This window comes from Kitasatospora sp. NPDC057965 (assembly GCF_042887135.1).
Lineage (GTDB): Bacteria > Actinomycetota > Actinomycetes > Streptomycetales > Streptomycetaceae > Kitasatospora.
In genome coordinates this window covers 24,345-45,872 of record NZ_JBHVPZ010000011.1, presented here as the reverse complement: position 1 = coordinate 45,872, position 21,528 = coordinate 24,345, and the positions used below count along the sequence as shown (strand labels likewise).

The following is a 21,528-nucleotide window of genomic DNA, read 5'->3' as shown; positions in this document are numbered from 1 at the left end:
CCGTTCAGCGGACGTAAAAGGCCAGGTCAGCGCAGGTGCGAAAAGCTGGCGGAAAGCTCAAATCTGACGCAGCGCCAGCAGGTTGGGGCCCTCCGACGGGGTTTGTCAGGCGGCCGTCCATACTTTTCGCGTGATGATCGTCCTTATGGTGCTCGGCGCCCTCCTCGTCCTCGCCCTGTTGACCCTCGTCCACTGGTACCTCTGGCGCCGGCTGGTGCGCGACGTCTCGGCGCCGGGCGGGCTCTGGCGCCGGGCCGGGACGGTACTCGCCGTCCTGCTGCCGTTGCTCTCGGTCGGCGCGCTGATCGGCGGGAAGGCGTTCCCGATGGCGGTCGAACGCTGGTTCGCCTGGCCGGGCTACCTGTGGCTGCCGGTGCTGCTCTACCTGCTGATCGCACTCGGCCTCGGCGAACTGCTGCGGCCGCTGCTGCTGCGCCTGCCGACCCGGCGTGCCGTACCGGCCGGGGCGGCCGTGAAGACCCCGGACGCCGCCGATGCCGCCGATGCCGCGGAGGGTGCGGAGGCCCCGGAGGCCCCGGAGGTCGCCGAAGCGGCTCCGGCGCCGGAGGGTGACGGTCCGTCAAGGCCCGTCGCCCCCTCTCCGGAGCGGCGGCTGTTCGTCGCCCGGGCGGTCGCGATCGGAGCCTCCGGCGCGGCGGCGGCCGTGGTCGGCACCGGCACCTACGGGGTGCTGCGCGGACCCCGGCTCAAGCAGGTGACCGTCCCGCTCGCCAAACTGCCGGCCCGCGCCCACGGGTACCGGATCGCCGTCGTCAGCGACATCCACCTCGGCCCGATCCTCGGCCGCGCCCACACCCAGCGGATCGTGGACACCATCAACGCCGCGCAGCCCGACCTGATCACCATCGTCGGTGACCTGGTCGACGGCACGGTGCCCGAACTCGGCCGCGACGCCGAACCGTTGGCGCAGCTGCGGGCCCGCGACGGGGCGTACTTCGTGACCGGCAACCACGAGTACATCTCCGGCGCGGCGCCCTGGGTGGACTTCGTCCGCGAGCTGGGCGTCCACCCGCTGCGCAACGCCCGGGTGGAGCTGGACGGCTTCGACCTCGCCGGCGTCAACGACATCGCCGGGACGCGGGAGGGCGACGGCCCCGACTTCGGCAGGGCGCTCGGCGACCGCGACCCGGCCCGTACCGCCGTCCTGCTCTCGCACCAGCCGGTCACCATCCACGACGCGGTCCGGCACGGCGTCGACCTCCAGCTCTCCGGTCACACCCACGGCGGGCAGCTCTGGCCGGGCAACCTGATCGCGAAGCTGCCCAACCCCACGGTCGCCGGGCTGGAGCGCTACGGCGACACCCAGCTCTACGTGACGCGCGGCGCCGGGGCCTGGGGGCCGCCCGTCCGGGTCGGCGCGCCGTCCGACATCACCATCGTCACGCTGGCCTCGCTCCGGGCCTGACACACTCCTGGGCCTCGGTGACCCCCAGCAGGACGATCCGCCGCGCGTCCGCCGGCCGCCCGGTGAGCCGGGCGGCCAGGATCGCCGGGATGTCGTCCTCCTGCGAGTACCCGGGCAGCACGGTGACCTCGGCCTGCCGCACCTCCGCCGTGCCGGCGAGCGCGTACCGCACCCGGTACGTCGTCGCGGCCGGCGGCGGGGCCGATCCGGCGCTCCGTGCCATCCGCCCACCTCCGTCCCCGCCCCCGCGCTCCCACCTGAGCCCCGTCGTCCATTGTCCGCCGGACCGGCCCGCGAAGGCCGCCCCGGCGGGCATCCTGTGGCCGAACGGGGCAAACCCGGGCAGAGTGGAATCCTCCGGGGCCGGGCGCCCCGGTCAGCGCGAACCGCCGGGACGGCTCCGGGAAGGAGCGACCCCATGCAGACCACCTGGAAGGGGACGATCAGCTTCGGCCTGGTCTCCATCCCCGTCCACCTGTACTCCGCGACGAAGGAGCACGACGTCCCCCTGCACCAGGTGCACGCCAGGGACGGCGGCCGGGTACGCATGAAGCGGTACTGCGAGCAGGAGGAGAAGGAGGTCCCGTACACGGAGATCGCCAAGGGCTACGAGTCGCCGGACGGCCGGACCGTCACCCTCACCGACGAGGACCTCGCGGACCTCCCGCTGCCCAGCAAGAAGATCATCGACGTGCTGGCCTTCGTCGACGAGGGCGAGATCGACCCGCTGATGTTCTCCAAGGCCTACTACGTCGGCGTCGCCGACAAGGCCGCCGCCAAGCCCTACGCGCTGCTGCGCGACGCCCTCGTCGAGTCCGGGCAGATCGCCGTCACCAAGATCGCGCTGCGCACCCGGGAGTCCCCGGCGGTGCTGCGGGTGCACGACGGCACCCTGGTGCTCCAGACCTGCATCTGGCCCGACGAGGTCCGCCCGGCGGCCGGCATCGCGCCCGAGGAGCGCGTCACCGTGCGGCCGCAGGAGCTGAAGATGGCGCGCTCGCTGATGGAGACGCTGTCCGAGGACTTCGACCTCGACCAGCTGCACGACGACTACCAGCAGGCGCTCCAGCAGGTGATCGAGGCGCGGCTGCAGGGCGTCGAGGTGCCGCACGAGGAGGAGGCGGGGGCGGCGCCGGACAACGTCATCGACCTCATGGAGGCGCTGCGCAGCAGCCTGCGGCAGGCCAAGGACGCCCACCCGGGCCGCACCCGCGCCGAGGAGCCGGAGGACGCCGCGGCGGCGGAGGCGTCGGCGGAGACGGCGCCCGCCCCGCGCAAGCGCGCCGGGGCGAAGAAGACCACGTCGGCGAAGAAGGCCACGTCGGCGAAGAAGGCCACGACGGCCGAGAAGACCACCGAGGCCGCCGCGAAGAAGACCACGACCCGGAAGTCCGCCACTCCCCGGAAGGCCTCGTGACCTCGGAAGGCCCCGTGACCTCCCCTGACGCCCCCGGAGGCGATGCCCGATGGATCTCATCACCTACAAGGCCCTGGACACCGGCCCCGACGCGCCGGAGCACCCGAGCCGGGCGCACCGGGCCCTGCACTGGCTGTGCAGTCTCAGTCCGACGGCCGTCGTCTTCATGGTCGGCCTCTCGCTCGGCCTCGGCGCCGTCGCCTCCCAGGTGGTCTGGCTGCCGATGCTGGTGATCTTCAGCATCGTCTGGGGCGCCACCCTGCTCGCCCTGGCCGGCATGTTCGTGCGCTGGCGGACGTCCCTCCCGACCCGACACCGGGTGGCCGTCTGACCCCACCCGCAGCCGGTGTCCCCGGTCCGTGCCGAACGGCCGGGGACACCGTCGCGTGGTCAGCCCTTGAACAGGTTGTGGCCGACGTCCGAGGGGACGATCTCCTTCACCGGGGTGCTGTCCTCGCCGGGGACCGCCTCGCCCGGGACCGGCTCGTCGCTCTCGCGGTGCAGCAGCACCACCCCGTCCTCGGCCCAGACCTGCCGGTAGCCGTGGGCGAGCAGCAGCTCGATCCGGTCGGCCTGCTCGTCCGAGGTCTGGAACGGGAAGGTCCGGGTGTCGGAGCGGATCAGGACGTAGTCGCGTCCGCGCGGTGTGGCGTCCACCAGGACGACGTCGGTGCGGCCGACCAGCCGGGGCACCACCTGGTTGTCGGCCTCCACCAGCGCGCCGTCCGGGATCTGTTCGGCGCCCCGGACCAGGGCGGCGTTGCTCGCCGACGGCCGCCAGGAACTCGGCGTGAGCAGGCTGAGCCCGCCCAGCAGCAGGCTGCACACCAGCGAGCCCGCCACCACCACACCGCCCAGGCCGTAGGCGGCGCGGCGGTGCGTCCCGCCCCGGGCGTACAGGCGGCCGAGCACCTCCAGAGAGGCGGTGAGCAGCACCGGCCAGAGCAGGGCGTCGTAGTGGTGGGCGATCGACCAGTGGTTGGGGTTGTCGGAGAGCACGCGCTCGGCGAGCAGCGGCAGCAGGCAGAGCGTGGTCGCGGAGCGCAGCGGCAGCAGCAGCAGGGTGCCGAACAGCCAGAGCAGCAGCAACGGCTTGATGGTGGCGTTGGTGGCGACCTCGAAGAGCAGCAGCGGGTCGCGGAGCAGGTTGCCGAACGCGGTCCCGGCGTCCGGGCCGATCGGGCCGTACACCCAGTAGTAGTCCGGCTGTCCGCCCATCGCGGGGATCAGCCAGCCGATCGCCAGCGCGGAGGCCAGCGGGCCGCCGACCAGCAGACCGGCGCCGTAGGCGAGGCCGCGTCGGTCCCCGGCCCGCTCGCCCTGCCGGTCGCCGCGCGGGCGGCTGCGCCAGAGCAGGACGAGGCCGTGGACGCCGACCAGCAGGCCGAGGTCCTCCTTGGTGAGGCAGAGCAGGGCGGCGGCGAGGGCGGCGGTGCCGTGGCGGCGGGCCAGGCCGCGTTCGAGCATCAACAGGGTCAGCGGGACGGCGAAGGCGACCTCGTGGAAGCCTCCGCGCCCGGCGGCCAGCAGCGGCCAGCCGAGGCCGTAGGCCAGGCCGGCCAGGTCGGCGACCAGGCGGACGGCGCGGGTGTGTGCGGCCCCGCCCTCCCCGGCCCCGCCCGCTCCGGCGCCGCCCTCCGTGCTCTCCCCGGTCGCCCCGGTGCCGCCGGCCGGGCGGGGGAAGCAGTGCACCGCGATCCGGCGGATCAGCGGTACGCCGGCGGCGAGCAGTAACGCCTGGCCGAGGATCAGCGTGCGCGGGTCCTCCCAGAGCCAGTACAGCGGGGCGAGCGCGGCCAGGATCGGCGAGAAGTGGTCGCCCAGCAGCGAGAAGCCCGGCGGGAACTCGTGGTGGTAGCTCTTGACCGGGGAGATCGGCAGGCCGAAGTCCGCGTATCCGGCCACGCCCTGGTGGAAGATCCCGAGGTCGAAGCCGCCGAGCAGGACCGCCGACCACTGCTGGAGTCCGCAGGCCGCGGTCACGGCGAAGCAGAGCAGGGTCAGCACGGCGGTCCGGCGCCCGGTGAGCGGGCCGGTGCTGCCGGGCGTGGACGGACGGACGGCGCGCGGCAGCAGCGGCCGGTTCGCGCGGGTGGACGGGCTGAGCCCGGTTTCGACTGGCACGGGATCCCTGAACTGGTCGGAGACGGGGGCTGGTTCGGAGGCGGGCGGCGGGTCAGCCGGCCTCGGGCGTACCGGGCGCGGGCGTACCGGCTCCGGACGTACCGGCGTCGGGTGTACCGGGCGCGGGCGCCTCGGCCGCCACCGCGGTGGCGTCGGGCGTGCGCCGCAGCAGGGTGATGCCGTGGTCGCTGCGGACCACCCGGTAGCCGCTGCGCTTGACGGTGGCGATCTCCTCGCGCTCCTTGTCGGGCGACAGTGGCCAGCCCATCGGCTGGTCCTCGTCGACCACGATCCACTCGGCGCTCGACCACTTCTGCGGCCAGCCGAACACGATGACCTCGCAGCGGTTGGTCAGCTGCGGCACCAGCCGGTTGGAGGCGGCGACCCGGGCGTCGTCCGGGACGGTGGCCAGCACCGACCGGGCCGCCTCGACCCGGGCCGGCGTGCGCCACAGGTCGAGGGTGAACAGCTGGCTGAACGCGAACCCGGGCAGCAGCGCCAGGGTGATCACCGCGCTGACCGGCGGCGCGGCCCGGGCGAGCCACCTGGGGAGCACGCCGTCCCGTTCCCGCGCCTTCACCAGGACGTCCACGAAGGCCGCGAAGACGATCGGCATCAGCACCGCGCTGTAGTGGTAACTGGTTCCCCAGTAGGCCGGGTTGTTGGAGAGCAGCCGCCAGCCGAGGGTGGGCAGCGCGACGATCATCAGCGGCGAACGGGCGGCCAGCAGGAGGGTCGGCGCGAGCAGCAGCAGGACGGTGGTGACCTTCTCGCCCGGGGTGATCAGGTCGAGCGGCAGGGTGAGCAGGTTGCGGCCGCCCGAGCCGCCGCTCAGGTTGTCCCAGTACGCGAAGCTGCCCCCGGGGCTCATCGCCGGCAGCAGCACCAGGAGTTCGAGCAGCGAGGCGCCGATGCCGAACAGCACGGTGGCCGCGCCGACCCGGCGGTCGCCGCGCCACAGGATGTAGGCGCCGACGGCGGCCACGGTGATGCCGAGGTCCTCCTTGACCAGCACCAGCGGCGCGGACCAGAGGGCGGCGGCGAGCCAGCGCCGCTCGCCGAGCGCGCAGACCGCGAAGGCGATCAGCGGCACCGCGAAGGTGATCTCGTGGAAGTCGAACCCGAGCGCCGAGGCGAGCCCCCAGGAGAACCCGTAGCCGAGGCCGGCGGCCAGCGCGACGGCCGTCCCGGCGCCGCGCAGCGCCCAGCGGCAGATCGGTACGGCGGCGACGGCCACCAGGGCGGACTGCGCCAGCAGCAGGGTCTTGGCCGAGGGCCAGATCCAGTAGAACGGGGCGAGGGCGGCGAGGACGGGGGAGAAGTGATCACCCAGCAGATTGAAGCCGGGGCCCTTGAGTTCGACGATCGGGCCGCGGCCCTCGGCGTAGCCGCGCACGCCCTGTTCGAAGATTCCGAGGTCGTACCCGCTGGTGAGCAGCAGGTCGTGGCGGCGGACGGTGAAGAACGCGTAAACCAGGAACAGCGTCAGGGCGACCGCCCAGGGAATGACCCGCACCCGCCGATCGGCGGGGGATAACGCGACCGACGGTTCGTCACCCTCCGTCCTACGGTGGAGTGCTGATGTGAGTGTACTAATTGTCACTGAACATCCCCGTCGTTCCGGGTGCGAGTGGTCTTGCGGCCGATTCTGGTCGGCGGTCCGGGGCGGCGGGCTGGTTCGGCCGTGAGCGAACGCCGCCGGGCACAGGCCCCTGGCCGGGCACCGTAGCATGGTGATGCCCTCCCCGGCGATTGAGGCGTCGGGGAGGGCAGTTCCTGGTCGACGAAAGTGCAGTTCAGGGCTGATGAGCAGTCACATCATTGACATGAACCGACGATTCTTCGACCTGATGGACGATCAGCGCCACTGCTGGTACGAGCCGCCGTTGCCGCTCAGGGTGTAGACGTTCCCGTTGGCGTTGCTGTCCAGGAACAGGCCGGTGGCCAGGTTCTGGTAGGTGCTGCCGTAGGGGGCCGCCCGCTTCACCCACTTCTGGTAGCTGCCGCCGTTGCCGCCCAGGGTGTAGACGTTGCCGTTGGCGTTGCTGTCCAGGAACAGGCCGGTGGCCTTGTTCTGCAGGGTGAAGGTGTTGTTGCCCAGGTTGTTGGCGTACCAGCGCTGGTACGAGCCGCCGTTGGCGGGGAGCGTGTAGACGTTGCCGTTGGCGTTGCTGTCCAGCAGGCGGCTGGTGGCGACGTTCTGGAGGGTGATCTCGGTGGCGGCGGCCGCCGGGGTGGCGGCCAGGACGGTCGTGCCGCCGGCCAGGACGGCCGCCGAGGCGGCGAGGGCAGCGGCGCGCTTGAGGAGCTTCATCGCGTTTCCTTCCCGTGATGACCGACCCCTCCGGCCGGTCGTCCCAGAAGGTATCCGGAAATGCGCGGCCGTCGAGTTCTCGCCGTTCTTGATGCACCCGCGTTCGGCCATTCGGAATGAAGCAGCTCAGCATTTATGCATATGAGAAGTATTTTCTCGTCAGTTTGTCAACGAAGGGAGTTTTGTGGACGGCATGTCCACGGGATGTGAAGGGTGGCCTCCTCCGCTGGCCGTGCCGGTCGTCAGGGAATCGGACAAAACGGAGAAATATGCTGTCCGGAAACTTGGCCGGATTCGGTCGGGGCGCACGCGCCCCGACCGGGGGCGCGGACGGCGCGCGGACTACGCCACCCAGACCGTGGTGATGTTGCAGAACTCCCGGATGCCGTGTCCGGACAGTTCCCGGCCGAATCCGGAGCGCTTGACCCCGCCGAACGGCAGGGCCGGGTGCGAGGCCGTCATGCCGTTGAAGAACACCCCGCCCGCCTGGATGTCCCGCACGAACCGGTCCTGCTCGGCCGGGTCCTCCGTCCAGACGTTGGAGCTCAGGCCGAACGGGGTGTCGTTGGCCAGCGCGACCGCGTGGTCCAGATCGTCCGCCCGGTAGACCGTGGCGACCGGGCCGAAGGTCTCCTCGTGGTGGATCCGCATCCCCGGCGTGATGCCGGTCAGCACGGTCGGCTCGTAGAACCACCCGCCGTCCAGGCCCCGCGCGTCCAGGCCCTCCGGGCGGCGCCCGCCGCACTCCACCCCGGCCCCGTGCGCCCGCGCGTCGTCGACCAGCTCGGCCAGGTCGTCCCGCCCCTGCCGGCTGGCCAGCGGACCGACCTGGGTGGCCTCGTCCATCGGGTCGCCGACCCGCAGCGCCCGCATGGCCTCGGTGAACGCGGCGGTGAACCGGTCGTAGACCTCGGTGTGCACGATGAACCGCTTGGCGGCGATGCAGGACTGCCCGTTGTTCTGCGAGCGCGCCGTGACGGCGGTGGCGACGGCGGCGTCCAGGTCCGCGCTCGGCAGGACGACGAACGGGTCGCTGCCGCCCAGCTCCAGCACCGCCTTCTTCACCTCGTCGGCCGCCGTGGCCGCGACCGCCCGGCCGGCCGGCTCGCTGCCGGTGAGCGTCACCGCGGCCACCCGGGGGTCGCGGATCACGCCCTCCACCGCGCCCGAGCCGATCAGCAGGGTCTGGAAACAGCCCTCCGGGAAGCCGGCCCGCCGGAACAGCTCCTCCAGCGCGACCGCCGTGCGCGGCACGTTGGACGCGTGCTTGAGCAGGCCGACGTTGCCGGCCATCAGCGCGGGCGCGGCGAACCGCACGACCTGCCAGAAGGGGAAGTTCCAGGGCATCACCGCCAGGACCACGCCCAGCGGCCGGTACCGCACGTACGCCCGGGCCGCCCCGGAGTCGGCGACGTCGGCCGGCTCCGGGTGCTCGTCGGCGAGCAGCGCCTCGGCGTTCTCGGCGTACCAGCGCATCGCCCTGGCGCACTTGGCGGCCTCGGCGCGGGCCGCGGTGAGCGGCTTGCCCATCTCCTCGGTCATCGTCCGTGCGACGGTCTCCCGCTCCTGGTCGAGCAGGTCGGCGGCGCGGCGCAGCAGGCCGGCGCGCTGGGCGTAGGACGTGGTGCGGTACGTCCGGAAGGCCGCCTCGGCGCGGGCCAGCCGCTGTTCGAGGCCGGCCGCGTCCAGGGGTTCGAAGGTCTCCAGGGTCTCGCCGGTCGCGGGGTTCACGCTTGCGATGGGCATCGCGGCCCTCCCAGGGGTGCGCGGAGTGGGACGTGTCGGTCCTCCCACCCTCGCCCACCGCCCGCGCCGGGGCACCCCGACACCGCCCGGCGTGTCCCGCCGGGCGGTGGTCCGCGGTTCCTAGTGCGGCAGCGCCTCCGCCCGGACCGCCGCCGTGCGGGCACGGGCGCCGGCCCTGGTCCGGCCGGCGGTGACCAGGCGGTTGGGGAAGCGGTGCAGGTACTCGGCCTCCAGCTGCCCGGTGCGCAGGGTGTGCCGCTTGAGCGCCTCCTCGGAGCCGTACAGGAAGGTCTCGTGCCTGGTCCGGTGCAGCTGCTCCAGCTCGTGCACCAGGGTGTCGTTGTCCAGGGCGTGCGGGGAGATGCCCTCGGGCCTGGTGTGCGGGGCGTCGGGGTGCGGCATGTCCACTCCCTCCTCGGCGGGAACCGGAAACCCCCCGAGTACCCGGTGCCCCGCGAGACCCTCCGGTACGCGTCGAACGGTCTCCGGAATGGACAAGAACTCTTGCACAAGGCCTGTTGCGCAAGGGTTCTTGTGGATACCCTCGCCGTATGACCCAGCCCCACGAACCCGGCGAACCCACCGAATCCGAAGGCGCGGACGGCGTCCGGCAGATCGCCGACTCCCGCGTCCTGGCCGCCCTCACCCACCCCGTCCGCCGCCGCCTCCTGGACCTGCTCGCGGTGGACGGCCCCGCCACCGTCGGCCTGCTCGCCGAACGCACCGGCCAGGCCGTCGGCAGCATCAGCCACCACCTCAAGGTGCTGGTCGGCGCCGACCTCGTCGAGGAGGCCCCCGAGCTGGCCCGCGACCGCCGCGAACGCTGGTGGCGCCCGACCGCCGGCACCCCGCGCTGGCGGCGCGCCGACTTCGCCGGCGATCCGGTCGGCGAGGCCGTCGCCGACGCGGCCGGTTCGCTCCAGCTGGAGCGCCAGGCCGCCCTGGTGCGCGGCTGGTCCGCCGCCCGGCACGACTACCCCGAGCCCTGGCGGGAGGGCTGCGCGGTGGCCACCGAGACCTGGCTGCGGCTCACTCCGGAGGAGGCCCGCGAGCTGGCCGGCGAGCTGATCGCGGTGCTGGCCCGGTGGGCCGACCGGCCGGTCCCCGGGGACGGCCGCGCACGGGAGTCGGTCTTCGCCTTCGCCCACAGCGTCCCGGCCCGGCCATGACGGACACCGAGCTGCGGGACGCCCCCCGGTTACCCGCCGGTCTGTTCGCGGACCGCGACTTCCGGCTGCTCTGGGCGGGCGAGACGGTCAGCCGCCTCGGCTCCGCCGTCACCGCCGTCGCGCTGCCGCTGGTCGCGGTGGTCACATTGGACGCCGGACCGCTCGCGGTCGGCCTGCTGAGCGCCGCGGTCTGGCTGCCCTGGCCGCTGATCGGTCTGCCGGCCGGGGTCTGGATCGACCGGTGGCGCCGGCGCACCGTGCTGGTCCGGGCCAACCTTCTCTCGGCGGTGCTGTACGCCTCGGTGCCGGCCGCCGCCCTGCTCGGCGTGCTGACCCTCGCCCAGCTGATGGTGGTCGCGCTGTTCGCGGGCACCGCGGCGGTCTTCCTGGGCGCCGGCCACCAGGCCTACCTGCCGGATCTGCTGCGCCCCGAGCGGCTCACCGAGGGCAACGCCAAGCTCCAGGGCGGTGCCTCGGCCGCCCAGGTCGCCGGGCCGGGCGTGGCCGGGCTCACCGTGCAGGCCTTCGGCGCCGCCGCCGGACTGCTGGTCGACGCGGCGAGCTTCCTGGCCGCCGCCGCGGCGCTGCTGCTGATCCGTGGCCGGGGGGCCCGGGCGCCGGTGGCCGACCCGGCCCCGCTCGGCCGCCGGGTCCGCGAGGGGCTGGCCTTCGTCCGCCGTGACCCGTACCTGGGCGCGCTGCTGCGCTACGGGGCCGTCGCCAACCTCGCGCTGGCCGGCTACCAGGCGGTGTCGGTGCTCTTCCTGGTCGAGGAGCTGGGGGTGGCCCCCGCGGCGGTCGGCTGGCTGGGCGCCGCGGGGGCGCTCGGCGGGGTGGCCGGCGCCGCGCTCGTCCGCCCGGTCACCCGGCGGTTCGGGACGGCGCGCGGCGTGCTGCTCGCCCTGCTCACCGTCACCCCGTTCGGCCTGCTGCTGCCGAGCGCCCGGCCGGGCGCCGGGGTGCTGCTGTACGCGGCGGGGCTGGCGGTGATGGTGGCCGGCGTGGTGCTCGCCAACGTCGTGATCGGCAGCTTCCGCCAGCGCTACGCGCCGCCCGAGCTGCTCGGCCGGGTGGTGGCCACCTCGATGGCGGCCAACCAGGCGACCATCCCGCTCGGTGCGGTGACCGGCGGCGTCCTGGGGGAGGTGCTCGGGCTGCGTCCGGCGATGTGGATCACGATCGCGCTGCTGACGGCCTCGGCCGGGCTGCTGATCGCCTCGCCGCTGCGGCGGGTGGGTGACCTGCCCGATGCGTGGTCGGGGGAGGCAAAAAAGTAGGATGACCACTTCGTATTCGTACCGCTCTCCCGGACAGGCACCGATGCCCCTCCCCAAGGCCGAACTGCACCTGCACATCGAAGGCACCCTGGAGCCCGAGCTCGCCTTCGCGCTCGCCGCCCGCAACGGCGTCACCCTGCCGTACGCGGACACCGAGGAGCTGCGGCGCGCCTACGCCTTCACCGACCTGCAGTCCTTCCTCGACCTGTACTACGCGCTGATGGCCGTGCTGCGGACCGAGGAGGACTTCGCCGAGCTGGCCGAGGCCTACCTGGCCCGGGCGGCCGAGCAGGGGGTGCGGCACGCCGAGATCTTCTTCGACCCGCAGGCGCACACCGCGCGCGGCGTGCCGCTGTCCGTCGTCGTGGACGGCCTCGGCCGGGCGCTGGACCGCAGCGAGGAACGGCACGGCATCAGCACCAGGCTGATCATGTGCTTCCTGCGCGACGAGTCCGCCGAGTCCGCGCTGGAGACCTTCGAGGCCGCCCGCCCCTGGTTCGGCGGCCGGATCACCGGCATCGGGCTGGACTCCGCCGAGGTCGGCCACCCGCCGGCCAAGTTCCGCGAGGTCTACCGGCTCGCCGCCGAGGCCGGCCTGCACCGGGTCGCCCACGCCGGCGAGGAGGGCCCGGCCGCGTACATCACCGAGGCGCTGGACGTGCTCGGCGTGGAGCGGATCGACCACGGCCTGCGCTGCCTGGAGGACCCGGCGCTGGTCGAGCGGCTGGTCCGCGAACGGATCCCGCTCACCCTCTGCCCGCTCTCCAACGTCCGGCTGCGCTGCATCGACACCCTCGCCGACCACCCGCTGCCCGCCATCCTCGACGCCGGCCTGCTGGCCACCGTCAACTCCGACGACCCGGCCTACTTCGGCGGCTACGCGGGGGACAACTACGACGCCCTCGCCGACGCGCTCGGCCTGGCGGACGAGACGCTGCGGCTGCTGGCCGCCAACTCCTTCCACGCCTCGTTCCTCGACGAGGAGCGCCGCGCCGCGCTGCTGGCCGAGGTCGCCGCCTACGAGTTCGCGCCGCGGGCCGCCGCCCGGGCGTAGCGCAGCAGGACCACCCCGTTGCCGAAGACGCGGGTGGTCAGCAGCTCCAGGTCCTCGGGCGCGCCGTCGGCGGGGAACAGCCGGCGGCCGCGCCCGAGCAGCACGGGGTGGATCAGCAGGTGGTACTCGTCGACCAGGTCGAGGGCGCGGAAGGTCGCGGCCAGGCCGGCGCCGCCGAGGGCGAGGTCCCCGGTGGCGGCCGCCTTGAGCGCGGCGACCGCCTCCGGGGTGACCTCGGGGAGCACGGTGGTGTTCCAGTCGGCCTGCCGCAGGGTGCGGGAGAAGACCGTCTTCGGCATCGCCCGCCAGATCCGGGCGAACTCGGCGATCCAGGGTTCGACGGCCGGGCCGCGGTCGGCGTCGGGCCAGAAGTCGGCCAGCAGCTGGTGGGTGATCCGGCCGGAGACGAAGCCGCCCATCCGGCCCAGCTCGGCGTTGAGGTAGCGGTGCACCTCCTCGTCGACCCGGTTCCAGGAGATGTCCCGGTCCGGCCCCTCGAAGCAGCCGTCCAGCGAGACGGACATGAAAAGGACGATCTTCGACATCGGCGCCTCGCCCGGGATCGGGGTGCGCCCGCCCCGGGCCGAGGAGGCTCCGGGGGCGGGCGGCGGTGCGGGTCAGGGGTCTCAGATCAGTGTGGACCAGTAGTACCAGAACCGCTTGAGGACCAGCAGCACGATCACCGCGTACCAGAGCGCCGGCACCACCCAGTGGTAGCGCGCCGCCTCCCGCACCGCCGGGCGCAGGCCGCGCGGCACCGGGATGATCCCCGAGCGCAGGTTGTGCAGCGTGGTGTACCAGAACAGCGGGATCATCGCCGCCCACACCACCATGCAGTACGGGCAGAGCGCCCCGATCCGGTACAGCGCCTGGTACATCAGCCAGGTCACGAAGCCGATCCCGAACACCGTCCCGGCCTGCAGGCCCAGCCAGAACCAGCGCCGGTAGGTCGCACCCGCCAGCAGCCCGGCGCCGACCGCGAGCACCACCGCGAACCCGACGAGGCCGAGCAGCGAGTTCGGGAAGCCGAAGGCCTCGGCCTGGTCGCTGCGCATGACCGAGCCGCAGCTGATGATCGGATTGATATTGCAGTTCGGGACGTACGACGGGTCCTTCAGCAGCCGGATCTTGTCCAGCGTGAGGACGGCCGAGGCGAACAGCCCCAGCGCGCCGCCGATCACCAGCAGCAGGGCGTACGGGCGGCTCGCGCCGTAGGTGCGGCGGGTGACGGGGGCGGTCATCCGGTCACCTGCTTGACCATCGCGGTGAACTTCTCGGGCGAGGCGGGAGCGCCGCCCGCGAAGACGTCCAGCTTCTGGCCGTCCAGGCGGACGGTCGGGGTGCCGGTGACGCCGCTCTTGTCGAAGTCCTTGTTCACCTGCACCGCCCACGGCACGTAGGTGCCCTCCTGGACCGCCTTGACGAAGCCGTCGGTCTTCAGGCCCGGCACCTTGCCGGCCAGGTCGAGCAGGTGGTTGACGTCGGAGAAGGCGTCGTCGCGCTCGTCCGGCTGGTTGGCGTAGAGCACGTCGTGGAACTGCTTGAACTTGTCCACGCCCTCGTTCAGCGCCGCGCCGGCGGCGGCCAGCGCGGTGCGCGAGCCCTTGCCGCCGAGGCCCTGGTCGAGGAAGGTCGCCAGGTGGTACTCGATCTTGTACGTGCCGGCGTCGGCGAGCTGCTGGACGGCCGCCCCGGTCGTGGTCTCCAACTGCTCGCAGTACGGGCAGCGGAAGTCCTCGTAGATCTCCAGGGTGTGCGGGGCGTCGGCCTTGCCGTAGGTGATCACGGTGCCGTCCGCGCCGCCGGCGTTGGCCGGCACGACCAGCGGACCGGAGGCCGCGGTGTCGCCGGAGCCGGAGGAGCCGCCGACGGCGAAGGCCACGCCGGCCACCAGGGCGAGCACGGCGGCGGAGGCGGCGCCGACCACCACGCGGCGGCGGATCCGGGCGGACCGGTCGGCGCGCTCGCGCTGCTCGCGCATGCGCTCGGTGGCGGCCCGGCGGGCCGCCTTGCGGTCGGCGGCCGCGGCCTTGGTGGTCTTGGGGGTCTGCGGGGACTTCTTGGGGGAGGTGCTCATGGGAAAGGTCGTCCTGGTGCTCGTGGAACGGCGTGCGGGCGCTGGGCGGCACGGCCGGCCGAGGACCTCGCGGCTGATCGCCGCGGCTCTCCTCAGCGGGCCGGCGCGACCACCGGCGGGCCGCGCCGGACGGCGGGGCGCAGGACGACGGATTCGGCGGGCACCCGGACGCGGCTGGCGCGCGGGAACGGCACCCGGGCCACCGGGCGGGCCGGCAGCGGGGCGGCGAGCAGCAGCAGCCGGCGGCCGGCCGAGGCGGCGAAGCGCTGCGCGAAGTCGCCGAGGATCCGCACCGAGCGGGCCAGCGCGCACAGCGCGGCGTCGGCACCGCGCAGCCAGGCGGCGGCGGCCAGCGCGAGCGCGGTGTGCAGGAGCAGCAGTACCACCAGCCCGAGCGGCCGGGAGAGGCCGTGGCCGAGCAGCAGTCCGCCGAGCGAGCCGCCGCCGCAGAGCAGCGGTTCGAGGCCGCGCCCGGTGCCGGGCGGCAGCGAGGGACAGGTCGCCTGGGCGAGGCCGAACAGGGCGCTCAGGCCGAGTTCCAGCGGCAGGAACACCGCCACGACCGAGCCGTAGCCGCGCTCGCGGCCCGCCAGGGCGAAGGCCACCGCGAAGACGGCGGCGCCGGCCAGGCCGATTGTGCCGAGCGCCAGCGGACGGCCGGTGACCAGCACCTGGCCGAGCCCCGCGAGCAGCACGAGCAGCGCGGCGAAGATTGCCGCGCGCAGCGTCCTGGGGAGCGGGGCCGTGCTCATGGGACCCGAGTGTGCCACAGGTGGAAGGCCGGACGGCGGGTCCGGCGGAACTGCTGTGAAGATCCTCACCACCGCTTCTGAGCTGCGCTTATATGCCGTTTACGTCCACGATCCGGGGCGGCTCGACGACCGGCGGGGGCGGCTCGGCGGCGGCCTCCACCCGGGCCTCGACCAGCTCCCGGAACAGCGTCAGGTCGGTGCGGACGGCGCGTTCGACGGCCCCGGCGAGCGCGAAGCCGCGCGGGCCGCCGAGCACCTCGTGCAGTTCCTCCGGGTCGTACTCGACGCGGATCTGCACCCGGGTGTGCGCCCGGTCCAGCGGACGCAGCGCGAAGGCGCCGTGCAGGGGCAGGCCGTCCAGGGTGCGCCAGGTCATCACCCGGCCGCGCCCCCGGTCGGTGATCTCGGTCTCGACGCCCCGTTCGGCGCCGGCGACCTCCACTTCCAGACGGGCGAGGTTGCGGCCGTGCGGCTGGGCGCTGCGGACGCCGTCGACGAAGCGCGGGTACTCGTGGACCCGGTGCAGCTGCTGCCAGGCGGCCAGCACCGGGGCGTCGATGTCGATCTGTTCCTCAAGCGTGCTCATGGCGGGACCGACCTCCTCGGCTGGCGCGCGGTCGCCTCCTCCAGCCTGCGCCGGGGCGCGGCGGACGGCAAAGGCGGCCGACAACGCGACGGCGGACGGGCGGACGGGCTGACAGGCTGACGGGCGGGCGGCGGGTGGCTGCGCGAGACTGGGCGCATGCCGGAACTGCCCGAGGTCGAGGCCCTGACCGCCTACCTGGCGCAGCGGCTGACCGGGCGGGTGATCGCCGAGGTCCAGCCGGTGGCGATCAGCGCCCTGAAGACCTACGACCCGCCGGTGACCGCGCTGGCGGGCCGGACCGTCGGCCCGGTCGTGCGGCACGGCAAGTTCCTCGACATCGAGGCCGGCGGGCTGCACCTGGTGGTCCACCTGGCCCGGGCGGGCTGGCTGCGCTGGAAGGAGGGCCTGCCCGCGCTGCCGCCGAGGCCGGGCGGGCGCAACCCGCTGGCGCTGCGGGTGCGGCTGGAGGGCCCGGACGCGGACGGCTTCGACCTCACCGAGGCGGGCAGCAAGAAGGGCCTCGCGGTGTACGTGGTGCGGGACGCGGCGGAGGTCCCGGGTGTGGCCCGGCTCGGCCCGGACCCGCTGGACCCGGGCTTCGACCTGGAGCGCTTCCGGGCGCTGCTGAGCGGCGAGCGGCGCCGGATCAAGGGCGTGCTGCGCGACCAGACCGTGCTCGCCGGGGTCGGCAACGCCTACTCGGACGAGGTGCTGCACGCGGCGCGGATGTCCCCGTACAAACTGGCGGCCGATCTGTCGCCGGAGGAGACGGCGCGGCTGTTCGAGGCGCTCGGCACGACGCTGCGCGAGGCGGTGGAGCGCTCGCGCGGGCTGGCGGCGGGGGAGCTGAAGGCGGAGAAGAAGCTCGGCCTGCGGGTGCACGGCCGGACCGGGCAGCCGTGTCCGGTCTGCGGGGACACCGTGCGCGAGGTGTCCTTCGCGGACTCCTCGCTGCAGTACTGCCCGACCTGCCAGACCGGTGGCCGGCCGCTGGCGGACCGGCGGCTGTCCCGGCTGCTGAAGTGAGCTCCGACGACGGGCGCGGACTGCGGGCCGGCCCCGCCCGGTGGGGGTGGGCGGGGCCGGTGGCGGCCGGGCTCCGGGCGGTGGCTCAGGGCTTGCGGGCGACGCCGCCCCAGTAGTACGCCGCGTACGGGTCCTCGGGCTGCTCGCCGTCCGGGTGCCAGGCCATCACCGGGGCGACGCCGGGCTCGATCAGCTCCCAGCCGTCGAAGAACCGGGTGACCTCCTCCTTGCTGCGCGGCACCAGGGTCATTCCGGCGGCGCGGGCGGAGCTGGTCACCTGGGCGACGGCGGCCTCGTTGAAGTCCTGGGTGGGGTGGGTCAGCGCGAGGTAGCTGCCGGAGGGCAGCGCGTCGCGCAGCGCGGCGACCTTGCCCCACGGGTCGTCCTCGTCGGCGATCAGCATCAGCACGGCGATCATCAGCAGGCCGACCGGCTGGGAGAGGTCCAGCGTCGAGTTGAGGGCCGGGTCGCCCAGCAGCTCGGCGGGCTTGCCCAGGTCGGCGTGGATGTAGGTGGTGCGGCTGGCCGGGGTGGAGACCATCAGCGCGCGGGCGTGGGCCAGCACGATCGGGTCGTTGTCCACGTAGACGACCCGGGTGCCGGCGCTGACCGACTCGGCGATCTCATGGGTGTTCGGCGAGGTGGGGATGCCGGTGCCGAGGTCGAGGAACTGACGGATGCCGTACTGCTCGGCGAGGTGGCGCACGGCGCGCTTCTGGAAGCCGCGGTTCTCCTTGGCCTGCGCCTTCATGGTCGGCACCGCCTGCTCGATGGCCTGACCCATCGCGCGGTCCGGCGGGAAGTTGGTCTTCCCGCCCAGCCAGTAGTCGTAGACGCGGGCGGAGTGCGGGGTGCTGGTGTCGACCCCGTACTTCTCCCACTGGCTCAGCTCGGGGTCGTCGTTGTCGGAGCGGTCGGCGAAATCCTGACTTTTCGTCATGGCCACGTCCTCTTAAGGCAGATCATCAGACTGGGAGAGGTCAGACTAGCGGGCCCGGCCGGAATCCGGTCAGGGGGTGCGCGAACCGGTCGGGACATGGGCCGTTGGGGTGGTGATCGAGCCCGTCGGGGTAGCCGCCGGGAGGCGGACCGGTGAACGGGGGAGACATTCGCCATGCTGTCTGATCGTCAGATTACTTCGCGAAGATTGCTGCTGGTCGCGGCCGGGATGTCGCTGCTCGGGCTGGCCGGGTGCGGCCGGGGCGCGGCGGTCGTGGAGGCCGCCCGGGCGCTCGACGCGGCGGGCCCCGACGCCCTCCCGGACCTTCCCTCCGACCCCCCGGGCCCGTCCTGGGCCCCGAGCCCCTCCGCGGCCTTCACCCCGACCGCGACCCGAACTCCGACACCGATCGCCACCGCGACCCCGACCCCGACGGCGGTCCGGTCCGCGGTCGGGGCCCCGTCCGCGGATCCGACGGTGGCCCGGACGCCGTCCGCCGCGGCGAGTCCGTCCGCGGCGCCCTCCGCGCCCTCCACGCCCTCCGCGCCGGCCCCCGCCTCGGCGGCGCCGTCGCCCGCGCGGGCGCCGTCCTCCTCCGACGGCAAGCCGGTCTACGAGCTGGACCCCGGGCACAAGGTGGTCGCGCTCACCATCGACGACGGCCCCGACCCCCGGCACACCCCGACCGTCCTGGCACTGCTGGAGCAGTACGGCATCCGGGCCACCTTCTTCCTGATCGGCGAGAACGCCGTGGAACACCCCGATCTGGTCCGTGAGATCGCCGCCCGCGGCCACCACATCGCCAACCACACCTGGACCCATCCCGACCTGCGCAGCCTCTCCGAGGGCAAGGTGCGCGACGAACTGGAGCGCACCTCCGACCTGCTGCACCGGACCACCGGAAAGGTGCCGACCTGGTTCCGGGCGCCGGGCGGCGACTGGTCCTCCACCGCCCTGCGGGTGAGCGCGGAGATGGGCATGCGGCCGATGGCCTGGTCGGTCGATCCCCGGGACTGGGCCCGGCCCGGGACGGGCGTGATCACCGACCGGGTCCTCAAGGACGTCCGCCCCGGGTCGATCGTGCTCAACCACGACGGCGGCGGCGACCGCTCGCAGACGGTGGCGGCGCTGAAGGCCTATCTGCCGGTGCTGATCGACTCCGGCTACTACTTCACCGCCCCGCCCGGATGAGCGCCGGGAGTGGAACGAGTGGAACATCGGGGTGGAACAAGGAAACGGAAAGGTCGCGGGAATAGCACTTAAACCACCCGAAAGGGTGGATTAGCAGAATCGTTTCCCTGGTTTTTGGGCCTCTAGGGTGATCTCGCACCAATTCACCAGGTACCACCGAGTACCGCCTGAAAGGCCACCCGCCATGCGTCTGCGCAACGCCGTGCTCGCCGCCATCAGTGCGATCGCGCTCGTCCTCGCCGTCCCGCTCTCCGCCAACGCCGCCGCCGGGGAATTCCGCTACAAGTACGGCCCCGACTTCACCGGCGCGCTGATCGAGCCGAAGAGCCACGCGTGCGTCGACCTGCCGGAGGCCACCGACGAGGAGCCGGCGTTCGCACCCTCGAACCGGACCGGCTCGACCGCCACCGTCTTCCGCGACTTCGGCTGCGCGGGCGACACCTACTTCGTGCTCCGGCCGGGCGGTCGGGCCGGTGACCGGCTGCTGGTCCGCTCGGTGGTCTTCGCCTGATCCGCCGCGCCGGCGGCGCCCCCGCGCCGCTGTCGCGCGACAACGAAGCTAATTCGTACGAAGCACGGGACAAGACGGCTATTGGTTGAGACCATTCCGGTGAACCCGCCGTGAACAGCGGTCGGTGGACTGCCTGAAGACACCGGGAGCGGCCGTGCCGATTCGAACAGCCGGGCTCTCCGCCCGGGCCCGCAGAGCGCTGCTCCTCGTCGCCGTCCTGCTGCTCGCCGCGGTCGGCTTCGGGGTGCAGCGGGCGACCGGTGGCGACGACCCCGCCCCGGGCGGGGCCGCCGCGGTACCCGCCGGCCCGCGCACCGCCGACCGGATCATCCCGGTCCCGCTCTCCGTCGCCGCCGGCTCCGGCCCCGGCTACCGGCTCACCGAGCGCACCGTCGTGCGGACCGTCCCCGGGGCGGAGGCCGTCGAACGGCAGGCCGGGGAGGTGCGGCGGATCGCCGAACAGCTCGCCGAGGCGCTGCGCCGCCCGACCGGGCTGCCGCTCCCGGTGGTGGCCGACGCCGGTCCGGCCGCGGCGGATCGGACCGCGGCGAACGAGGCCGACGGCATCCGTCTGCTGCTCGACCCCGCGCTCCCCGAGGCCACCGGCACCGAGGGCTACCGGCTGACCGCCGACGCCACCGGCGTACGGATCGCCGCCCGCACCGCCGAGGGGCTCTTCCGGGGCACCCAGACCCTCCGGCAGCTGCTGCCCCCGCGGATCGAGAGCCCGCGCCCGGTCACCGGCGGCCCGGAGTGGACGGTCGCGCCGGTCACCGTCGAGGACCGCCCGCGCTACGGCTACCGGGGCGCGATGCTCGACGTCGCCCGCCACTTCTTCACCCCGGCCGAGGTCAAGGGGTTCATCGACCGTCTCGCCCTCTACAAGATCAACCGGCTGCACCTGCACCTGAGCGACGACCAGGGCTGGCGCATCGAGATCCCGTCCCGGCCCGCGCTGACCTCGGTCGGCGCGGTCAGCGAGGTCGACGGCACCCCCGGCGGCTTCTACACCGCCGCCGACTACCAGGAGATCGTCCGCTACGCGCAGGAGCGCTACCTCACCGTCGTCCCCGAGATCGACCTGCCCGGCCACAGCAACGCGATCCTCGCCTCCTACCCCGAGCTGGACTGCACCCGGAGCGCCCGCCCCTGGCCGTACACCGGGATCGAGGTCGGCTTCTCCACGCTCTGTCCGACCGGTGACGAGGTCTTCGCCTTCACCCAGGAGGTGATCACCGAGGTGGCCCGGCTCACCCCGGGGCCCTACCTGCACCTCGGCGGCGACGAGGTGAAGAAGATCTCCCCGGCCGAGTACGCGGAGTTCGTGCGGCGGGTCGGCGCCCAGGTGCTCGCCGCCGGGAAGACCCCGGTCGGCTGGAACCAGACCGCGCCGGGCGGGGTCGGAGTGCTGCAGTTCTGGGACGGCCGGGGCGGGCGCGACGCCGAGCTGAAGGAGGCCGCCGAGCGCGGCGCCAAGGTGATCATGTCGCCCTCCGGCCGCACCTACCTGGACATGAAGTACGAGGCCGGCTACCCGCTGGGCCTGGTCTGGGCCGGCACCATCGACGTCCGGTCCGCCTACTCCTGGGACCCGGACACCCTGGTGCCGCTGCCCGCCGGCTCCGTGCTCGGGGTCGAGGCGCCGCTGTGGACGGAGACCCTGGACACCCCGGAGAAGCTCGACCTCATGCTGCTGCCCCGGCTGCCCGCGCTCGCCGAACTGGGCTGGTCGTCGAAGGAGAGCCACTCCTGGGAGCGGTTCAGCACCCGCCTCGCCGAGGAGGGCGCCCGCTGGGAGGCCGCCGGGTACCGCTACGAGAAGCGGAGCGAGGTGCCCTGGCCCGCCGCCCGGTAGCCGGGGTGGGGGATCGCCCGGCGGCGGCGTAGCGTGACGAGGGGAGGGTTCGCGCAGGTCCCG

Annotated in this window: 22 protein-coding genes; 10 read left to right on the top strand and 12 right to left on the bottom strand. The window is 73.6% G+C overall.

The genetic code is table 11. The features are described 5' to 3' along the window. Positions 1 to 133 precede the first annotated feature (133 nt). Complete coding sequence (locus ACFVVU_RS16115) at positions 134 to 1,426, top strand: metallophosphoesterase (RefSeq protein WP_387790647.1); 1,293 nt, start codon at positions 134 to 136, stop codon at positions 1,424 to 1,426. On the opposite strand, the gene ACFVVU_RS16110 is transcribed toward ACFVVU_RS16115, so the two are convergent. Then, on the bottom strand, positions 1,401 to 1,649 hold the full coding sequence (locus tag ACFVVU_RS16110) for a hypothetical protein (RefSeq protein WP_387790401.1): 249 nt from the start codon (positions 1,647 to 1,649) through the stop codon (positions 1,401 to 1,403). The two genes, ACFVVU_RS16115 and ACFVVU_RS16110, sit on opposite strands and share 26 nt — an antisense overlap. A gap of 195 nt (positions 1,650 to 1,844) precedes the next feature. Here ACFVVU_RS16110 and ACFVVU_RS16105 point away from each other — a divergent pair, with 195 nt between their 5' ends. Next, positions 1,845 to 2,843, top strand: a complete 999-nt coding sequence (locus ACFVVU_RS16105) for a Ku protein (RefSeq protein ID WP_380684158.1) — start codon at positions 1,845 to 1,847, stop codon at positions 2,841 to 2,843. A 49-nt stretch (positions 2,844 to 2,892) separates the two neighbouring features. Next, a complete protein-coding gene (locus ACFVVU_RS16100; RefSeq protein ID WP_380684159.1) occupies positions 2,893 to 3,174 on the top strand; it encodes a hypothetical protein in 282 nt (93 codons plus the stop codon). 59 nt (positions 3,175 to 3,233) lie between these two features. Here ACFVVU_RS16100 and ACFVVU_RS16095 read toward each other — a convergent pair whose 3' ends face one another. The 5 genes from ACFVVU_RS16095 to ACFVVU_RS16075 form a co-directional block, all read right to left on the bottom strand. Continuing rightward, a complete protein-coding gene (locus tag ACFVVU_RS16095) occupies positions 3,234 to 4,967 on the bottom strand; it encodes a DUF2079 domain-containing protein (protein WP_387790398.1) in 1,734 nt (577 codons plus the stop codon). 52 nt (positions 4,968 to 5,019) lie between these two features. Continuing rightward, positions 5,020 to 6,483: a DUF2079 domain-containing protein gene (locus ACFVVU_RS16090; RefSeq protein WP_387790396.1), complete on the bottom strand. Its 1,464-nt coding sequence runs from the start codon at positions 6,481 to 6,483 to the stop codon at positions 5,020 to 5,022. A 342-nt stretch (positions 6,484 to 6,825) separates the two neighbouring features. Continuing rightward, positions 6,826 to 7,281, bottom strand: coding sequence for an RICIN domain-containing protein (locus tag ACFVVU_RS16085; RefSeq protein WP_380684163.1), 456 nt, complete (start codon positions 7,279 to 7,281; stop codon positions 6,826 to 6,828). 342 nt (positions 7,282 to 7,623) lie between these two features. Further along, positions 7,624 to 9,027, bottom strand: coding sequence for an NADP-dependent succinic semialdehyde dehydrogenase (locus tag ACFVVU_RS16080; protein ID WP_380684164.1), 1,404 nt, complete (start codon positions 9,025 to 9,027; stop codon positions 7,624 to 7,626). Between the two features lie 120 nt (positions 9,028 to 9,147). Continuing rightward, the gene (locus tag ACFVVU_RS16075; protein WP_380684165.1) at positions 9,148 to 9,429 is read right to left on the bottom strand and encodes a DUF6158 family protein; all 282 of its coding nucleotides are present in this window, start codon (positions 9,427 to 9,429) and stop codon (positions 9,148 to 9,150) included. A 149-nt stretch (positions 9,430 to 9,578) separates the two neighbouring features. On the opposite strand from ACFVVU_RS16075, the gene ACFVVU_RS16070 reads away from it, so the two are divergent. Genes ACFVVU_RS16070 through ACFVVU_RS16060 form a run of 3 tightly spaced genes read left to right on the top strand, consistent with a single transcriptional unit; the run spans position 9,579 to position 12,527 of the window. Further along, the gene (locus ACFVVU_RS16070; protein WP_387790394.1) at positions 9,579 to 10,196 is read left to right on the top strand and encodes an ArsR/SmtB family transcription factor; all 618 of its coding nucleotides are present in this window, start codon (positions 9,579 to 9,581) and stop codon (positions 10,194 to 10,196) included. Beyond that, complete coding sequence (locus ACFVVU_RS16065) at positions 10,193 to 11,473, top strand: MFS transporter (RefSeq protein ID WP_387790392.1); 1,281 nt, start codon at positions 10,193 to 10,195, stop codon at positions 11,471 to 11,473. The genes ACFVVU_RS16070 and ACFVVU_RS16065 overlap by 4 nt, the downstream gene beginning before the upstream one ends. Positions 11,474 to 11,516: 43 nt before the next feature. After that, a complete protein-coding gene (locus tag ACFVVU_RS16060; protein WP_387790390.1) occupies positions 11,517 to 12,527 on the top strand; it encodes an adenosine deaminase in 1,011 nt (336 codons plus the stop codon). Here ACFVVU_RS16060 and ACFVVU_RS16055 read toward each other — a convergent pair. The 5 genes from ACFVVU_RS16055 to ACFVVU_RS16035 all read right to left on the bottom strand — a co-directional run bounded on the left by ACFVVU_RS16055 (position 12,491) and on the right by ACFVVU_RS16035 (position 15,942). After that, positions 12,491 to 13,072 carry a dihydrofolate reductase family protein gene (locus ACFVVU_RS16055; protein ID WP_380715143.1) on the bottom strand — a complete coding sequence of 194 codons (582 nt, stop codon included), beginning with the start codon at positions 13,070 to 13,072 and terminating at the stop codon, positions 12,491 to 12,493. The two genes, ACFVVU_RS16060 and ACFVVU_RS16055, sit on opposite strands and share 37 nt — an antisense overlap. Positions 13,073 to 13,153: 81 nt before the next feature. Next, on the bottom strand, positions 13,154 to 13,768 hold the full coding sequence (locus ACFVVU_RS16050) for a vitamin K epoxide reductase family protein (protein WP_380684496.1): 615 nt from the start codon (positions 13,766 to 13,768) through the stop codon (positions 13,154 to 13,156). Continuing rightward, positions 13,765 to 14,604, bottom strand: coding sequence for a DsbA family protein (locus ACFVVU_RS16045; RefSeq protein WP_387790388.1), 840 nt, complete (start codon positions 14,602 to 14,604; stop codon positions 13,765 to 13,767). The genes ACFVVU_RS16050 and ACFVVU_RS16045 overlap by 4 nt, the downstream gene beginning before the upstream one ends. A gap of 92 nt (positions 14,605 to 14,696) precedes the next feature. After that, positions 14,697 to 15,356, bottom strand: coding sequence for a hypothetical protein (locus ACFVVU_RS16040; protein ID WP_387790386.1), 660 nt, complete (start codon positions 15,354 to 15,356; stop codon positions 14,697 to 14,699). An 88-nt stretch (positions 15,357 to 15,444) separates the two neighbouring features. Beyond that, complete coding sequence (locus ACFVVU_RS16035; protein WP_387790384.1) at positions 15,445 to 15,942, bottom strand: SRPBCC family protein; 498 nt, start codon at positions 15,940 to 15,942, stop codon at positions 15,445 to 15,447. Positions 15,943 to 16,098: 156 nt separating this feature from the next. Here ACFVVU_RS16035 and ACFVVU_RS16030 point away from each other — a divergent pair, with 156 nt between their 5' ends. Next, a complete protein-coding gene (locus ACFVVU_RS16030; protein ID WP_387790382.1) occupies positions 16,099 to 16,968 on the top strand; it encodes an Fpg/Nei family DNA glycosylase in 870 nt (289 codons plus the stop codon). Positions 16,969 to 17,053: 85 nt separating this feature from the next. Here the strand turns inward: ACFVVU_RS16030 and ACFVVU_RS16025 are convergent, their stop codons facing one another. After that, the gene (locus tag ACFVVU_RS16025; RefSeq protein ID WP_355365432.1) at positions 17,054 to 17,908 is read right to left on the bottom strand and encodes an SAM-dependent methyltransferase; all 855 of its coding nucleotides are present in this window, start codon (positions 17,906 to 17,908) and stop codon (positions 17,054 to 17,056) included. Positions 17,909 to 18,082: 174 nt separating this feature from the next. Here ACFVVU_RS16025 and ACFVVU_RS16020 point away from each other — a divergent pair, with 174 nt between their 5' ends. From ACFVVU_RS16020 to ACFVVU_RS16010, 3 genes are all read left to right on the top strand, one after another. Continuing rightward, positions 18,083 to 19,099, top strand: a complete 1,017-nt coding sequence (locus ACFVVU_RS16020) for a polysaccharide deacetylase family protein (protein ID WP_387790380.1) — start codon at positions 18,083 to 18,085, stop codon at positions 19,097 to 19,099. Positions 19,100 to 19,283: 184 nt separating this feature from the next. Next, the gene (locus ACFVVU_RS16015) at positions 19,284 to 19,610 is read left to right on the top strand and encodes a hypothetical protein (protein WP_355365426.1); all 327 of its coding nucleotides are present in this window, start codon (positions 19,284 to 19,286) and stop codon (positions 19,608 to 19,610) included. A gap of 154 nt (positions 19,611 to 19,764) precedes the next feature. Beyond that, positions 19,765 to 21,465, top strand: a complete 1,701-nt coding sequence (locus ACFVVU_RS16010; protein WP_380684488.1) for a beta-N-acetylhexosaminidase — start codon at positions 19,765 to 19,767, stop codon at positions 21,463 to 21,465. The last annotated feature ends 63 nt before the right edge of the window (positions 21,466 to 21,528 follow it).

Bases quoted from the DNA above. Each gene is read 5' to 3' on its own strand.
- ACFVVU_RS16115 (WP_387790647.1), top strand. From the start codon at position 134: ATGATCGTCCTTATGGTGCTCGGCGCCCTCCTCGTCCTCGCCCTGTTG.
- ACFVVU_RS16110 (WP_387790401.1), bottom strand. From the start codon at position 1,649: ATGGCACGGAGCGCCGGATCGGCCCCGCCGCCGGCCGCGACGACGTAC.
- ACFVVU_RS16105 (WP_380684158.1), top strand. From the start codon at position 1,845: ATGCAGACCACCTGGAAGGGGACGATCAGCTTCGGCCTGGTCTCCATC.
- ACFVVU_RS16100 (WP_380684159.1), top strand. From the start codon at position 2,893: ATGGATCTCATCACCTACAAGGCCCTGGACACCGGCCCCGACGCGCCG.
- ACFVVU_RS16085 (WP_380684163.1), bottom strand. From the start codon at position 7,281: ATGAAGCTCCTCAAGCGCGCCGCTGCCCTCGCCGCCTCGGCGGCCGTC.
- ACFVVU_RS16080 (WP_380684164.1), bottom strand. From the start codon at position 9,027: ATGCCCATCGCAAGCGTGAACCCCGCGACCGGCGAGACCCTGGAGACC.
- ACFVVU_RS16075 (WP_380684165.1), bottom strand. From the start codon at position 9,429: ATGCCGCACCCCGACGCCCCGCACACCAGGCCCGAGGGCATCTCCCCG.
- ACFVVU_RS16070 (WP_387790394.1), top strand. From the start codon at position 9,579: ATGACCCAGCCCCACGAACCCGGCGAACCCACCGAATCCGAAGGCGCG.
- ACFVVU_RS16065 (WP_387790392.1), top strand. From the start codon at position 10,193: ATGACGGACACCGAGCTGCGGGACGCCCCCCGGTTACCCGCCGGTCTG.
- ACFVVU_RS16060 (WP_387790390.1), top strand. From the start codon at position 11,517: ATGCCCCTCCCCAAGGCCGAACTGCACCTGCACATCGAAGGCACCCTG.
- ACFVVU_RS16055 (WP_380715143.1), bottom strand. From the start codon at position 13,072: ATGTCGAAGATCGTCCTTTTCATGTCCGTCTCGCTGGACGGCTGCTTC.
- ACFVVU_RS16050 (WP_380684496.1), bottom strand. From the start codon at position 13,768: ATGACCGCCCCCGTCACCCGCCGCACCTACGGCGCGAGCCGCCCGTAC.
- ACFVVU_RS16045 (WP_387790388.1), bottom strand. From the start codon at position 14,604: ATGAGCACCTCCCCCAAGAAGTCCCCGCAGACCCCCAAGACCACCAAG.
- ACFVVU_RS16040 (WP_387790386.1), bottom strand. From the start codon at position 15,356: ATGAGCACGGCCCCGCTCCCCAGGACGCTGCGCGCGGCAATCTTCGCC.
- ACFVVU_RS16035 (WP_387790384.1), bottom strand. From the start codon at position 15,942: ATGAGCACGCTTGAGGAACAGATCGACATCGACGCCCCGGTGCTGGCC.
- ACFVVU_RS16030 (WP_387790382.1), top strand. From the start codon at position 16,099: ATGCCGGAACTGCCCGAGGTCGAGGCCCTGACCGCCTACCTGGCGCAG.
- ACFVVU_RS16025 (WP_355365432.1), bottom strand. From the start codon at position 17,908: ATGACGAAAAGTCAGGATTTCGCCGACCGCTCCGACAACGACGACCCC.
- ACFVVU_RS16020 (WP_387790380.1), top strand. From the start codon at position 18,083: ATGCTGTCTGATCGTCAGATTACTTCGCGAAGATTGCTGCTGGTCGCG.
- ACFVVU_RS16015 (WP_355365426.1), top strand. From the start codon at position 19,284: ATGCGTCTGCGCAACGCCGTGCTCGCCGCCATCAGTGCGATCGCGCTC.